At 53.5% G+C, this 14,508-nt stretch carries 11 protein-coding genes; 1 reads left to right on the top strand and 10 read right to left on the bottom strand.

Annotated features, from left to right (window positions below):
* The 4 genes from JOY50_RS15995 to JOY50_RS15980 form a co-directional block, all read right to left on the bottom strand.
* On the bottom strand, positions 1–777 hold the full coding sequence (locus JOY50_RS15995; RefSeq protein WP_019471912.1) for an SDR family oxidoreductase: 777 nt from the start codon (positions 775–777) through the stop codon (positions 1–3).
* Complete coding sequence (locus JOY50_RS15990) at positions 774–2,093, bottom strand: capsule biosynthesis protein (RefSeq protein ID WP_243055507.1); 1,320 nt, start codon at positions 2,091–2,093, stop codon at positions 774–776. Before JOY50_RS15990 ends, JOY50_RS15995 begins: the two co-directional genes overlap by 4 nt.
* The gene (locus JOY50_RS15985; protein ID WP_243055506.1) at positions 2,033–4,054 is read right to left on the bottom strand and encodes a capsular polysaccharide biosynthesis protein; all 2,022 of its coding nucleotides are present in this window, start codon (positions 4,052–4,054) and stop codon (positions 2,033–2,035) included. Before JOY50_RS15985 ends, JOY50_RS15990 begins: the two co-directional genes overlap by 61 nt.
* Positions 4,055–4,338: 284 nt before the next feature.
* A complete protein-coding gene (locus JOY50_RS15980; protein ID WP_243055505.1) occupies positions 4,339–5,397 on the bottom strand; it encodes a phosphotransferase family protein in 1,059 nt (352 codons plus the stop codon).
* A 616-nt stretch (positions 5,398–6,013) separates the two neighbouring features.
* On the opposite strand from JOY50_RS15980, the gene JOY50_RS15975 reads away from it, so the two are divergent.
* Entirely contained in the window at positions 6,014–6,946 is a 933-nt protein-coding gene (locus JOY50_RS15975) for an SIS domain-containing protein (protein ID WP_243055504.1), read from the top strand.
* A 56-nt stretch (positions 6,947–7,002) separates the two neighbouring features.
* On the opposite strand, the gene JOY50_RS15970 is transcribed toward JOY50_RS15975, so the two are convergent.
* From JOY50_RS15970 to JOY50_RS15945, 6 genes are all read right to left on the bottom strand, one after another.
* Positions 7,003–7,785, bottom strand: a complete 783-nt coding sequence (locus JOY50_RS15970; protein ID WP_243055503.1) for an acyltransferase — start codon at positions 7,783–7,785, stop codon at positions 7,003–7,005.
* Positions 7,786–8,001: 216 nt separating this feature from the next.
* Positions 8,002–9,204 carry a hypothetical protein gene (locus tag JOY50_RS15965; RefSeq protein WP_243055502.1) on the bottom strand — a complete coding sequence of 401 codons (1,203 nt, stop codon included), beginning with the start codon at positions 9,202–9,204 and terminating at the stop codon, positions 8,002–8,004.
* A gap of 571 nt (positions 9,205–9,775) precedes the next feature.
* Positions 9,776–11,062: a 3-deoxy-manno-octulosonate cytidylyltransferase gene (gene kdsB / locus JOY50_RS15960; RefSeq protein WP_243055501.1), complete on the bottom strand. Its 1,287-nt coding sequence runs from the start codon at positions 11,060–11,062 to the stop codon at positions 9,776–9,778.
* Between the two features lie 31 nt (positions 11,063–11,093).
* Positions 11,094–11,933 (bottom strand): 3-deoxy-8-phosphooctulonate synthase, encoded by an 840-nt coding sequence (kdsA, locus tag JOY50_RS15955; RefSeq protein ID WP_259374982.1) that lies wholly within the window; start codon positions 11,931–11,933, stop codon positions 11,094–11,096.
* 261 nt (positions 11,934–12,194) lie between these two features.
* On the bottom strand, positions 12,195–13,358 hold the full coding sequence (locus tag JOY50_RS15950; RefSeq protein WP_243055500.1) for a glycosyltransferase: 1,164 nt from the start codon (positions 13,356–13,358) through the stop codon (positions 12,195–12,197).
* 68 nt (positions 13,359–13,426) lie between these two features.
* Entirely contained in the window at positions 13,427–14,488 is a 1,062-nt protein-coding gene (locus JOY50_RS15945; protein WP_243055499.1) for a CDP-glycerol glycerophosphotransferase family protein, read from the bottom strand.
* Between the last annotated feature and the right edge of the window lie 20 nt (positions 14,489–14,508).

Genomic DNA, 14,508 nt, shown 5'->3' with positions numbered 1-14,508 from the left:
TCAATCACTGTACTTCAGCCCACGCAGGATCATCGAAGAAAGCCACTGCGGGATAAGCCCCAGCAGCCAGGTGCCCAGGTTGAGCGGGAACGGAAAACTGATACGCGCCTGGTTCGCCGCCAGCCCGCGCTTGATACGCCGGGCCGCTTTTTCGGCGGTCCACAAAAACGGTTTGGGCCCGGGCATTTCGAAGCACATCTTCGACTCCACATACCCCGGCACAATCACATTCACTTTAACCCCTTCCGGCGCCAGCCAGTCGCGGATAGCCTCGCCGTACACGCGGATGGCGGCCTTGCTGGCGCTGTAGGTAGGCGTGACCGGCAAGCCACGCCAGCCCGCCAGCGAGCTGAACAGCGCGATTTGCCCGTTGCCACGGCTGCGCATGGCCGGCAGAGCCGCCTCGACGGTGGCCAGGGCGGCCATCACGTTCACTTCCATCAGGGCGCGGCTGTCGTCCCAGTCTTCTGCCTCGCCATTGGCGCCAACGGCCGTGTTCAGCCCGGCGCCGACCAGCACCAGGTCGGGCTGATGGGCTTCGCTCACCCGCCGTACCATGGCGCGCAGGGCGTCCAGGTCGCGCACGTCGAGGGCTTCAAGCAGCACCTGGGCACCCAGGGCGCGGCATTGTTCGGCCATTTCGGCCAGGCGGTCCTGGCGCCGGCCTTGCAGGATCAGCGTCACCCCCGGGGCGGCGTAGGCAGGCGCCAACGCGCCACCGATACCGCCCGTGGCGCCGGTGATGAGGATGCAGCGGGGTGAAGCGTGCGAACTCATAGGTATTTTTCGATTCTTGAGGTTTTCGCCATCAGCACTTCCAGGCAGTTGGCCACGGCCATGTCCATGCCGCAGGCGGTGTAGAAGCCGCCGTTGACCTGGGTGGTATGGATGACGGTGTTGCGGAAGCGTTGAAACAGCGTGTTGTCGGGCGCTTCGGGCTGCTGCCAGAAATCATCCAGCCCGCCCTGGTGGGTTAGCCCCGGCATAGCGTAGATCGGCTCTGCCAGTGTGCAGGTAGGGCGGTGGTGCAGCAATGCTGAAGCCCCGGCGGTACTGTTGACGGTAATCATGCCGGTGATGTGCGAGAGCAGCGTAGGCATGTGCCCGCTTTCCATGAAGTCGACACGCTCGGCCACGTCGTACTTGCGCGCCAACTGCTCGGTGACCTTGCGGTAGTTGACCAGCCCGGGCGTCAACGGGTGGTTTTTCACCAGCAGGCGCGCATCGAACGGCGCGTTGAGCGCGAACGATTCGATCACATGCTCGATTACCTGGGTCATGGTCTGGAACGGCGAGTGGTCGCGGATTTGCGAGTCGCTGTCCAGCTGCAATGGCAGCAGGAACGTGGGGTGCCGCTCGCGGGCTACTTCGGCCACCAGCGCGTCGTCATGCACCCGGGCGCGCAGCAGGCGCAAGCCCTGGCGGATAAAGCCGGCATACTCCGTGGCCGCGTTGAACGGCGCATGAGTGCGGTACCGCGGGAAGCACAGCCGGTTGAGCGCGCCACCGGCGTGGTACAGCACGTCGTGCGTGGCACGTGCGGCAAACGACAGCTTGAACGGGTTGCCATTCTGATAGCGCGGAATGTGCTTGCCCACATCGCGGTACCACTGCGGGTCACGTGGCAAGCGCGAGTTGTTGTTGACACCGTCGCGCTCCAGCGTCACCCAGTAGGGCCGGAAGTAGCCTTCCTCGAACACATGCACGCGCACACCCGACAGACGCGCCAGGATCACGGCCGGGCGGTGTACCGGGCGGCAGTCGCCGAACAGCACCAGGTCGGTGATATCCAGTTGGCGGAACACCTGCGAATACCAGGCCTCCATGTCTTCCGGGCGATGCGGGCAGGTCAGCCGCGCGCCACCGGGGCCATAAAGGGCGTCGCCCACATTGAAGCGCACGCTGTGCACCCGCTGGCCGATATCCCGCAGCCCCTTGGCAAGGCGACTGAAGAAGGGCGAACTGACCCCCTGAAGAAGCAGAAAATTGTGTGACGGGATACGCAGCAGCGGACCACGCGTCGCCCTTGCATTCAGTTGGTCGGGCGCTTCATGCCCAACAAACTGCTCAAGCGTCGTTTCAAGTCCTGCCATCGGGAGGGAGCTCCAGGCTGCGGTAAGGCGTGCCAATTTTGTAGTTCGTATAAGGTTTGTTCGGCGGTCGTGAAGCGGTTGGTGACCAGGCTTACGTACGTGGGGTAAAGCAGCAGGGTGCCCGCTACCAACTGATCCAGCGTCAGTTGTCGGCTGCGCCGCGCCTGCACCGGTGCTTGAAGGTCCAGGTCGCGTGTCAGCCCCCAGCCTGCGTAGAACGGCTGGCCATAGGTCGTCACCGGCACACCGCGCAGCAGGGCCTCGAAGCCCGACTGCGAGGTCAGCACATGCAATTCGTCGACCACTTCCAGCAATTGCTGCAGCGGCGCATCGCCGATCACTTCATCGCACCAGTGCACGGTTTGCGCTTCGTCGTCACCGCGGGCGCGGGTGCCGGCCAGCACCTCAGGGTGGGGTTTGTACAATACCCACGCATCAGGGTTTTGCTCGCGCACTGCGCGCAGCAGTTGCAGGTTGCTGCGGATACGGTTGCCGCCAAAGCGGATGGACGCATCGCCTTCCACCTGGCCAGGCACCAGGATTACCCGTTGCGCATGCGCCGGGCGCTGCCAACTGGCGCCGGGCAAGTTGTACTTGGTCAGCCCCGCCGCGCAGATGGCCAGGCGCAACGCATGGGCGCGGGCCAGCAGCTGCGGGTTGAATGGTTCGTCGGCCAGGATGCGCTCCAGGCGCGAAGGCCGGGTGGCGTCGTAGTAGATGCCCAGGTCATCGACCACCCACGACAACGGCCGCGCTTTGCCGGCGCCCAGGCCGACCGAGCGCAGAAAGCCGTCTTCCACCCGGTTGACGGGCAGTGGGTGGGCGCAAAGGCTGGTGTCGTGCTTGCAGCCCCAGGACACCACGGCCACGTCTTGCGCCAGCGGTTGCTCGGGCTTGACGAAGCGAATGGCCGCGCCATTGAAAAATAGGTTTGCCAGTGGCTCTTTCCAGCGGCTAAAGCCCAGCATCTGTACGGCGCTTGGCAGTACGCTGCGGTGCCGCCGTTGCAGGCCCAGCCAGTTGATCAGCACCTCTGGCGTGCACGGTTGACCACGCTCCGGGCATACATAGCGCGGGTAAGCCACCAGGCTGGCATGAATCAGTTGCGCCAACGGCACGGGCATGCGGCGCGAAGGCGCCGGCAAGCGGTCGTCGGTCAGGCCCCAGCCGGCATAGAACGGCATGCCCCAGGTGTGCACCGGCACGTCCCATAGCAGGGCATCGAAGCCCAGTTGCGACGTCATCACGAACACTGCACGCATGCGCGGCAGCAAGTCGGCTGGATGAATATTGCGTGCCAGCACCTGCACCCGCGGGTTGTTGGCCAGCGCCGCCAGGTCGAAGTGCCCGGCCTTGCGCCCGGCCACCACGTCAGGGTGTACCTTGAGCACGATGGTGCTATGCGGGTAACGGGCCAACGCGGCATCGAGCATGGCCCGGAAGTCGTCGGCGCCTGCACCTTGCAACGAGGCATCGCCGCAAGTCTGGTCGGCCACCAGCACGCAGTCCGCCGGCAGTGCTGGCAGCTCTATGCGTGCGTCGTTGTACTTGGACACCCGTTGCTGCTGCCACAAGGTACGTAGCGCCAAGGCACGTTGGGTTTGGTCGGTGTCGAGGGGCGTGGCGATCAGCTGCTCGAGGCGGGACGGCTGGGAGGCGTCGTAGTACACGCCCACGTCATCGACGATCAGCGACAAGGGCGGCTCGTCGGCGCCCAGGCCTACGGAGCGGATAAAACCGTCTTCCAGCGTGAGTACGGGCTTGCCGGCCTTGACCGCCTGGGCCATTGCCTTGATGGCACTTGGCTTGCGGCCCCAAGCCATTACCCAGTCAGCGAGCTCGACATCGCGTACGGCACCGTTTTGCAGCGCGAATTCGGGCAGCAATGCAGGCAACGTGCTAATGCGCTGGGCACCTTTTGACAGGACCAGCAGGCGAGGGCGGGGCGAAGCGTCGTCCATAAACGTGGAGCGGCATCCATTCAACAAAGTGGCGGCAGGGGCTGATAGCCCTGCGGGTCCATTGAAAACAAAGGGGTGGCGAATCTTAATACAAATTCACAATTGTAGGCGCGCCGTTGGGCAAAAATCGCAAAAAGAAATTAGACGATCTGTGCAAATGATGACCTATGGCATCAAAATGATATCTATTCCCCGCAAACTCCCTGAAACGCCTGTGTCACGCGCCTTTATGTATACGCGGGCTTGTCCGAGAAGCTGGGTGGCTTCATGCGCAAAAAGCCGATTCATCCCTTGTCGAGCAACCCCAGCAGGTAGGTGTATTTCTCCAGCAGTAACGGCATGCGGTCGCCTTCCCGATACTCAGCGACCGTCTCCGGGCGCAGGCAATGGAACAGCGCTGTGAGTAGAAAGACGTAGCGTAAGTTTCCTAGCGCCTGCTCAACATCGAAGCGCTCTGGCAGGGCCGCTCGGTATGCCTCGATGAATTCGGCCTGTGCTGTCAAAAATACCTTCATTTCCTTGCGCCGGAACAGGCTGCCCAAATAGGCCCCACCATCGAAGCCAATCCGCCCAACCTTTACCTCGCTCCAGTCAATCAGGTGCAGCTGGCCGTTGTCTACGAACAGGTTTTTGCGAAGGTAATCCATATGGCTGATGCAACGTGGGCTGCGCCGGGCCTTGGCTGCCATATCGCGAGTCAATGGCAAAAAGGCTTTGAAACGCTCAGCCAGGCTTGCAAAGCGTTCGTCTTCCAGGCCGAGCTGCGCCAGTGCAGGAAGGCAGCGGGCAAAATTGAAGCGTGGCCGCAGCAGGAACCAAGGCCTGAAGAAGTCCATGCTCCAATACAAGGGCGTTTTGGCGAGGGGCTGCGACACGAGGTAGTCGTTGCTCAGGCTTTCGAGCTCGGTAATGCCAAGCGCCAACTGTTTGGCAATTGCATGCATACGTGGAGGCATGCCGCGCACGAATTCGGTGAATATCAAGCTTTCCCAAGGTGTCTCGATTACGCCCAGGCAAGCGGGGTACTGAAAGTTCGTGCTTCCAGCCAACATCCCATCGGCACGATGGAAACGTGCTTCCTGGCTGCTGACGAGCGCTACTTTGCGGATCGACTTTTCCACTATCTCGACGGGCTGCCCGGTGCAAGGGTCCTGCAGGCGATGGTGGCGGACGTAATTTACAAATGATGCATTCGCGCCCAGAACCTCGGTCGTGATCTCCAGAGCCTTACCTTCCCATTGAGGGACAAGGCCATGTAGATGGCTCTCGAGTGAGGCTGATTGCCAGCGGTAGAGCGTTTTGCTGGCAGCGTGCCGTCGTGTAGAAGGATTCATAACATCCATGTTGCCACTGCCATACGTCCAATTTGAAGCTGAGAAAGGGGGTATGCTGCTGCATGAGAGCCCCTTGCACAATGAAAAGTTACAACAAGATATTGATTTGGAAGGGAAGGATGGACTGAACGCCCAGTGTTTTACCGGCCTCCCGAGGACCAGGTTTCCATGGGGCCAAATGAAGCTATGCATCTCCAAGCGTAGTTGAGACCGCCGGCTCCACCGTCATCCGCATTGTCAGGTTCGCAAGTTGGGCTCAATCCCTTGATGGTGCATCCCTGGTGATTCTACTGTCGAGGGGCATCCTATCGTTGATCCTCCAGCAAAAAACGCGCTGAGAGGCCGGAAAATTGAATGCAATCAGGCGTGTGTCAACACGGTACGTAGGGGAATTCAAATGGCCTTAAAATGCTGAGTGAAAAAAAGGCGAGAGAGAGGAAGGAGAAGAGGATGCGGGGTGATATCAAGATGCTATCACTGGATTTAATCTGGGCATGTGCGATGTCCAGATGCAGCGCCCACCAGTCAGTTAGTCCAGGGTCTGCAGTTTCCGCGCTTTGCTTCCTGTTACAAAAACCTTAACATTCGCGTCTTCGCATATACTCAGCTGTCGTCAGGGACGAAAATGAATCACCTCAGCATCGCCAAAGAAGCCCTCATCGCTCAGGCTCAAGCCGTTACTCATCTGGCCGAACGCCTGGATGGCGAGTTCCAGAGTGCCGTTGAACTGATTCTCGGTTGCAAAGGCCGCACAGTGGTCTGTGGCATGGGTAAGTCAGGGTTGATCGGCCAAAAGATGGTCGCCACTTTCGCCTCTACCGGAACCCCTAGCTTCTTCCTGCACCCAGCAGAAGCTTTCCACGGCGACCTTGGCATGCTCAAGCCGATTGATGTACTGATCCTCATCAGCTACAGCGGTGAGACCGAAGAGCTGATCAAGCTGATTCCAAGCCTTAAGTCGTTCGGTAACAAGATTATTGCCATGACAGGGAGTGGCAAATCTACGCTTGCCAAGCATGCAGACATCTGGCTCGACATTTCGGTCGAGCGTGAAGTATGTCCGAACAATCTGGCGCCAACCACTTCGACTCTGGCCACCATGGCTATGGGCGATGCGCTGGCGGTAGCGCTGATCGAAGCTATCCAGTTCAAGCCAATGGATTTTGCTCGTTACCATCCCGGTGGTAGCCTTGGCCGCAAATTGCTGACTCGAGTGCGTGATGTCATGCATTCTCCCGCTCCTGTCGTTTTGCCGAGCACCAGTTTCCATGACTGTTTGCTTGTAATGACACGGAGCCGTTTGGGGATGACTGTGGTCATGGATGAGGAAAAACTGGTAGGGATAGTGACTGATGGGGACCTGCGTCGTGCTCTGGTTGACGATGAAGGCATCATTCAAGCTAGTGTTGGGCAGTTCATGACCGCCAATCCACATACCATCAAAGAGGACGCTCAGCTTTCAGAGGCTGAAGCGTACATGTTGGATAATAAAATCCGAGCACTGGCAGTGGTGGATCAGAGTGGTGCAGTGGTCGGAGTGGTAGAAATTTTCGATTAGCCAATAGTCAGGCGCCCATGTTAATCAAGTTTTTTGAGGCTCAAGGGCGCCTGAAATCACTCGACCAGGTCGGTAATAATCAGACTTGAGTTTTTAGATTGAATGGTTTTGAGGGTCGCATATGAGTATCTGCCGATGCTTATATCTTTGGTGCTGTTATTAGTTCGCTGCCATGCGTCTTTCGTTTCCATAAGATTCTGCGCTTTGGCGTTATTTCTAACCCAGGGTTCGCCAAATGCAATGTTTGGTCGTTCCCATGCAGTATGCTGTTTGATTACTTTGCATGGTATTCCAGCCGCAGTACAGTTATTTGGGATAGTTGCCTTTACTACTGACCTTATACCAATAACCGAGCCGGCCCCAATTCTGGATCCGGAAAGTACTACCGAATCCTCCGCAAGCCAAACATGTCGACCTATGACAACGTCTCTTGAGGGATTTAGCCTGTTACCGCTCTCTACGTCAAATATTGCATGCGAATCTTCAGTTCGAATAATAACGTGTGCGGCTATCATGCAGTCGTCCCCAATGAGGGCGCAAGTGGCTTCTGCTGTGTAGATAGCACATGCAGTTGTGCAAGTTACCTCCGAGCCAATAATAACTGTGCAATTCCAGCCAATTCGTATTTTTCCGCAGTAGTTCCCATTGGCACCGATCGTGCAAGAGCCTGAGTTTGATGGAAAATTTATAAGTGTATTTCTAATTCCGCTCGAATTATCAATCAGCAGGGTATTATTATTTCCTTTGAAGTCAACGTAAACCTTGTGTAGTCCTGCTGGGGCAAATACTCGATTACCCATGTCATCTTCATAGTTTCCGCTAACAAGTATTTCTGTCATGAGGCGGTTCCCTGAGGCTGTTGATGAGTTAATAAGTGCGGGTGTGGCATGGTGTGCTTTATAAATTAAATTATATCTTCTGTCAGATGCATATGTTATTGGTATTTGCTTGGAGATAGCATGTGGGCCACGAGCCCTGCCGTAAATTGCAGGGCTTCTCTGGCGATTGGCTCATGATTGGCTATTGCCCGTCGATAACCAAAAGTGATTTGACCATTATGGTAAGCACAAAGGGTCTTGGGTATGATTTTGCTGCGTTGCTGCTAATTTTAGTTCGAGTTTTTCGATCTCATTTTTTAATTTGTCGATATCGGTTTGCGTGTAGAGATAACGGTTTTCTATTAATGAGTGGCAGGCCTTAATGTAGGGCCTTATATCAGGAGTGACTTCGGACGATATGTCGATCTGGGATTTGACGTGTTCTTCGTGAGGCCTCTGGTTTGGTGCTCCATCTCTAACTAATAGCCCAGAAAATCCAAATGGTACGCAATTAGCTGCTGCGTTATATTTGCTCATGCGCGAAATGTCGGTGGGTGGCGGATTGTCCAGGGCAGTTTCGATTGTTGTTGTCGCTGATATTTTGATTGGAGTGGCAAACTCCCATACTGAATAGAGCTTAGAGAAACACTTAGTAGTGGTGACGCTCTCTGTGGTGATTCTAAACTGGGAGTAACTGTCGCACCAAGCAGAAAGTGCGACTATTTCTTTTCCGGTCGCCCATTCAGGTAGGGTATATGATCTGTTGAGTGGCAGTATCTGCTCGTTGAATGCTGAGTTCTTCTTTTCTATGCAGCAATCTTTGTCCAGTTCAGTTGATGAAATAAATGAGTAATTTGGTCCAGAGTTTTGAGTGGGTTTTAGGGTGCACGGGTGCAATAAGGCATGTTTTGCAATATTTTGGCCAAGGAAGTGGAGATAACCTTCATTTAAATGCCTTGGGTGGGGAATGAGGTTGTATATGTCGGCCTCGGGTAGCTCGCGCGCAATCCAAGATAAATCGATCACCTTGAAGCCGTAGGTAAGGCAGTTTGAGTAATGAATGTTGTTGATAGCGTCCATTACTGACTGGGATTCAATGTGGCGAGCTCTGAAGTTAGCGGGAAGTATAACAACGTACACGTTTCTGTTCAGTTCGCTAAGTATGCGGTAATACTCATTTATCTCGCTTTCTAAGACATGTATAGATAAGGGTTGCATGCAGGCAAAGTGTGAGTCATTGACGTTGGACTCTGTCACGACGAAGTCGGAGTTTTTGATCAGATCTCTATTTCTCACGGCCTCGTAAAGATTTTGAATGCATGTTGTTGCCCCAAGTGCAAGCCTCTTTACGTGGCAAACACTTTCCAGTCCAGAGCCTAATCCAAACTTTAAAACTGAGTTGCTTCCCCCAAGGAGGGTGCAGTTAATAATTTTATTCATTGTTGATTATGACCACCTTAAATTCTCAGGTCAGAATTTTTCGTCATCTGACTCGTGACTCTAGCTTGCCCCAGTATCCTAAGCAAGGTTTCGTAGTGTCAACCATTGCAGCAGATGCTCAAGAGCACAGGTCAGCCGGGCCGCCAGTGTTGAGACTATTCCTCGGCTTTGCCTTGAACTGCAGCGTGGATTGTGACCGAAGAAGCGGTCGGTAGGGGAGAAATCTCAGGTCGTACAAGTAAGAATCTGGCTGCTTGGGAGCACCTGAGTACGAGCTCGTAACACGGGCTTCGACCTTGGAGCTGATGGTGTTCTAAATAATTAGTACTAGTTACAATTGAAGTGGGGGTGAGCGGGTGCGTGGCAGCGGCCGGGTATTGGAATTTTAGCAGTACGAGGAGGGGGTGAGTGGCGTTGATTAAATATGTTTGGTAGTGAGTGGAAAGGTCGGACGTGCAGAGCTTCTAGATTTTGGAGAGCGGGTGGTAAGTCTCGACACATAATGGCTGGGCTGGAGCCAAGCATTATGTGTCGAGACGGTTATATTAACAAATTCATCGCTTCCGTGAGACTACTGCGCCATTTTTGCCATGACTCGAGAGTATCCGGTGGAGGTGCTCAGAACGTCATCTTTTCCTTGAGCATGCAATATGGCGTCGGCGACTTCTCGGAATGCGCCCGTGCCACCAGAAGAATTTAGCGTGAAAGTGGCTGCATTACACACGTAGCTGGGGGCATCGGCCACAGCAAAAGAAATACCACACGCTGCAAAAGCCGGGAGATCAATACTGTCATCACCAATGCAGGCCGTCTGTGTTTTCTCTGCGTTAGCTTCTGCCATAAGTTGTTCGCAGGCGATCAGTTTGTCCTTCACTCCGAACTGAAAAAGGCTGATGCCAAGATCAGAAACTCGCTTGCGCAAAGTGGCGGAGTCACGCCCGGAAAGTACTGCAACCCGTACGCCGTTTTCTTCCAATAAGCGCATGCCCATACCGTCACGAACATGGAATCGCTTTAGGCATTCTCCGTTAGCGTCATAATAGATACCGCCATCAGTGAGAACGCCGTCAACGTCGGTGATCACTAATTTTATATCTGCCAGTGTAGGCTTCATAGCGACCGGTTTGCCACTGATAATGGCTCTGACTTGCTCCAGACATTCTGGGGTGTCTACACCAGGCCCTGTGGGTTCAACTTGGAATGCGCGGATGCAATATCCCGCAGCAAGCAGCCGCAATTGTTCAAGCTTTTCAGCATTCTCAATCATCGGTTGCGGTAGGCCTGTATATTCAGCCAGAACTTGCCGGCGATAGGCGTAGACGCCAACATGTTTGAGATAGGTCGCTGCTTCGCTTTCGCGGGGGAACGGAATGGGCGAACGGCTAAAGTAAAGAGCATTACCGTTTGTAGCCAGAACTACCTTCACCGTATTCGGATTACTAGCCTCTGCAGAGTCAATTGGATGGCACAGCGTGCCAATACTCACGCTTTTGTCCGCTAGCATGCCCTCTGCTAGCTGCTCAATATCTGCAGGACGAACCAGTGGTTCATCACCTTGTAGATTGATATATATATCAGCATCAATCTCGGCCATTACCTCCGCCAAGCGATCTGTGCCAGACGGATGGTTAGGTGACGTCATCACACAGTTACCACCGAAACTGCGTACTGCCTGTGCCACACGCTCGTCATCGGTGGCAACAACTACAATTTGGGCGTTAGCCACTAACAAAGCACGCTCGTACACGTGCTGTATCATTGGTTTTCCAGCGATGTCAGCTAAAGGCTTACCCGGAAGACGGGTAGATCCATAGCGTGCCGGGATCACAACTGCGACCCGTTGTTCAGAGCTTGCCATGTTCACAATCCTTGCTTCGATTGGCTTGGCTTCAGGCGATGGTCAGTGGTGCAAACGACTTCACCAAATCATCCAGTGCTTTAATTTGTTCCAGGAATGGCTCCAGTTTATCAAGTGGCAGTGCACTTGGACCGTCGCACTTAGCGAGGTCAGGGTTCGGGTGCGCCTCAAGGAACAAGCCGGCCAGGCCTACTGCCATACCTGCCCGAGCCAGGTCCACAACTTGTTCACGACGGCCACCGGACGCTGCACCGGATGGATCGCGGTTTTGAAGTGCATGGGTCACGTCAAAGATGATAGGCAGATCTTGACACGTGCGCTTCATTACTCCAAAGCCAAGCATGTCCACGACCAGGTTGTCGTATCCCATGCAGGATCCGCGATCACAGAGAATTAGCTGGTCATTACCTGCTTCATTAAATTTGTGAACGATATTCTGCATCTGAGATGGGCTCAGGAACTGAGGTTTTTTGATATTCACTGGTTTGCCAGTCTTTGCCAAAGCCACAACAAGATCAGTTTGGCGTGCTAGAAAGGCGGGGAGTTGTAGTATGTCAACAACCTCTGCTACTGGGGCGGCCTGGTAGATTTCGTGAACGTCAGTGATAATTGGAACGCCAAATTCAGATTTGACTTTTTCAAAGATTCGCAGGCCTTCTTCCATGCCTGGACCGCGGTACGAGTGAATTGACGAGCGATTTGCTTTGTCAAAACTTGCTTTGAAAACATAAGGAATACCCAGCTTCTCGGTAACCCGGACATACTCGGCACAAGCGGTCAGCGCGAGGTCTTCGGACTCAAGTACATTGATGCCGCCGAACAGTACAAAGGGGCTGGAGTTAGAGCACTGCATGTTTGGTGTGATTTTCAATTTGGGTTCTCTCGTGTGTTATTGCCAATTGATTGCATGCGGAGAAAATGCAGGACTAAACTGCTATTGTCAAAACTCGCAAGCGATTTCATGAGCTTATATGCTAGTAAAATTTTTGGCCTTAACTAAAGGCGCTGTTAATAGTTGTCAGTATGCTTGGCTGGCGTCGGTTTTGCGGACAGTAATGCATATGCTTAATGATCGAGCTCTTCATTGTCGAGTGAGTTGGTCCATGGTAGGACGCTGCGGAATAAGGTTTCGTCACGAAACCTCTTTAGCAGCTAAAACATCGTCGCGAATACTTTCGATTAGTGATTTGTACGAATGCTGATTGGCAAACGTCAAAGCTGCAGCTTTTTCAGCTGTGCGACGAGACTCTTCGTTCCTGATCAGTTCGATGACGCTCTCCGCGAACGCTTCAGCATCATCATGGCAGACCAAGCCCTCGGAGGTATCAATACCCTCAAAGGCAATGCTCGTACCAACAATTGCTTTTCCGTATGCCATGGCTTCGACTACTTTAATTTTCATGCCGGTGCCATATCGGATAGGGCAGATCATAACTTTAGATTCTGCGTATACTGAGGCCAGAGATTCAACAAAACCTTGCTGTTTGATCATCTGCCTATGTGGAGAGTTTGAGATGGCGCCTTTAACGATTTTTCCACGGGTCACGTTCCCTTGGATGAGGAATCGAGTTCTTGGCAAAGACGCTGCGACGATCGGCAATACCTGCTCGATAAACCACACTAGCCCGTCCACATTAGGTGCAGAATTGGAGCCAATAAAGCTAATGTCATGTGTGCGCTTTCGGCTATAACCGAACCGCGGATCATCGGTTGCTTTCAGTGTTACAACCTTGGCTTTGGGTTGGTAAATATCCTCGATCGCTTTTGTTTCAATGGGTGAGATCGAAATTGCCAGGTCGCACTTGTTTAGAGACTTGATTTCGCTATTGGTAAACACCTTTAGGAATTTCGCTCGTCTCAGCTTTGGCAGGGTGGGAAGCACGTCGGCTTTAATACGAGCAGACTGCATATCGTGCATGTCGACGATAACTCGGGTGCGACCTTTCGGTAGGTTGCTTGGCATCATCTTCATGTAGTTGAACCAGACTAGGTCGTAGTTCCCTGTGCCGAGTTGATCTTTTACAAGCTTTTCAAAATTTTCTGGAAGAGCTTGTTTGTTGTTGATCAGGGCGTCTTCGTAACGAAGTTTATCTAGGCGCTCTTGGATCTTAGCCAAAAGAGTTTGGATGCGGGTCTTCTTCTTGCCTTTTTCCGAGTAATTCGGATGCCGGCGAACCTCGACCGTTAGATTGATAGAGTTATAGTGAGCCTCTAGGCGCTCTTTCAGTTCAACGGACGAGGTTTTTTCTTCGCTCTGATTCAGTAATAGAAGTTTTACACGGACATTAAGGTCCAAGAGCGCTCGGATCATTTGATCTGTACGATGAGCGCTCCCCCGGTTAATCGGGATTGGGATTACTGGACTTACAAAGAGAAGGTTCTTTTTTTTTTAAATTCGTCCGGCAGGTTTACTTTGTCGAAATGAATTTTCCGAGTGATGTTTCTGTACGAGCCATCTTTCTGGGCAACAAGTTCTGTTTCGAAAGTTCCGAAAGAGTAAACGGAGTTAACGAGGTGGTGGATGAACCTATTGCGGGTTTCTTTGTCGAAGTGGAACCCGTTCTGCAATAGGTAAACAACGTCGTGTGGCTTCTGCACGTTGCGGTTGAAGTTGGGGTGCGCGTAGAATGCGTCACCAGCATAGAGTACTGGCTTATCAAATAGTGCGGCAATCACTCCAACGCCGCTATTTACAAGAAGTACAGCTTCGGACATCTCGATCAGGTCATGGACATGGGTGTCGTCATCAACAAAGATAACGTCTGCGACCGGGCGCGTTTGCTCAAGAGGATGTTTCTTCGCAACTACAACCCAATCGTTAGACAGTTGCTGGAGTTGCGTTTTGGTGTCTGCTACCAGCTTGACGAAGTTCTGATAGTTTCCAACTGGGCCGCTGAAGAATTTGATTGTGGTGTCAGAGGGGCGCTGGAATGGTACAAAGAGTACCTTTTTGCCCTCCAGGCCCAGCTCTTTTTTTAGCGCTTCTCCGCCGATAGCTGGGCTTTGCGCTTCTAATGGAGCATGGTTTTTTGCATCAGCTATGTAGGCCTCAACTGCAGCAGTTTCATCGTCAGTGAGCGGCTTGTCCCATCGAATTGGGTGGTAGGTGGCACTGTCTGCGTTAAAGCCAATGTCGAAGAACCATGAACCAGGCAGTGCGCCGCGGTCAAACACCAGAACGGGGAAGCCGAAGTTTTTCAGATGAGTATAAACCCAACGGCGACGTTCGTTGCCGTATGGGTTTGGCATGATGACCATGTCGAAGGATGAGTTGCGGAGGAAGGATATTACGTCATCGGCTTTTTCGAAAGACCCTTCTTCCCTGAAAGTAAGTTGGCCGAAATAGCGAATCGTTTCCTCAATGCTTCTGTAGGCCGCCGAAAAGCGATCACCCAAGGCCAATATTTCAAATACACCGTTCTTCATCTTCGCAAACTCGAGTGTTA

Source organism: Pseudomonas sp. BP01 (genome assembly GCF_022760795.1).
Lineage (GTDB): Bacteria > Pseudomonadota > Gammaproteobacteria > Pseudomonadales > Pseudomonadaceae > Aquipseudomonas > Aquipseudomonas putida_Q.
This window is presented reverse-complemented; position numbering and strand designations above follow the sequence as displayed.

Bases quoted from the DNA above. Each gene is read 5' to 3' on its own strand.
- JOY50_RS15945 (WP_243055499.1), bottom strand. From the start codon at position 14,488: ATGAAGAACGGTGTATTTGAAATATTGGCCTTGGGTGATCGCTTTTCG.
- JOY50_RS15970 (WP_243055503.1), bottom strand. From the start codon at position 7,785: ATGACAGAAATACTTGTTAGCGGAAACTATGAAGATGACATGGGTAAT.
- JOY50_RS15980 (WP_243055505.1), bottom strand. From the start codon at position 5,397: ATGGATGTTATGAATCCTTCTACACGACGGCACGCTGCCAGCAAAACG.
- JOY50_RS15990 (WP_243055507.1), bottom strand. From the start codon at position 2,093: ATGGCAGGACTTGAAACGACGCTTGAGCAGTTTGTTGGGCATGAAGCG.
- kdsB (WP_243055501.1), bottom strand. From the start codon at position 11,062: ATGGCAAGCTCTGAACAACGGGTCGCAGTTGTGATCCCGGCACGCTAT.
- JOY50_RS15985 (WP_243055506.1), bottom strand. From the start codon at position 4,054: ATGGACGACGCTTCGCCCCGCCCTCGCCTGCTGGTCCTGTCAAAAGGT.
- JOY50_RS15975 (WP_243055504.1), top strand. From the start codon at position 6,014: ATGAATCACCTCAGCATCGCCAAAGAAGCCCTCATCGCTCAGGCTCAA.
- JOY50_RS15965 (WP_243055502.1), bottom strand. From the start codon at position 9,204: ATGAATAAAATTATTAACTGCACCCTCCTTGGGGGAAGCAACTCAGTT.
- JOY50_RS15995 (WP_019471912.1), bottom strand. From the start codon at position 777: ATGAGTTCGCACGCTTCACCCCGCTGCATCCTCATCACCGGCGCCACG.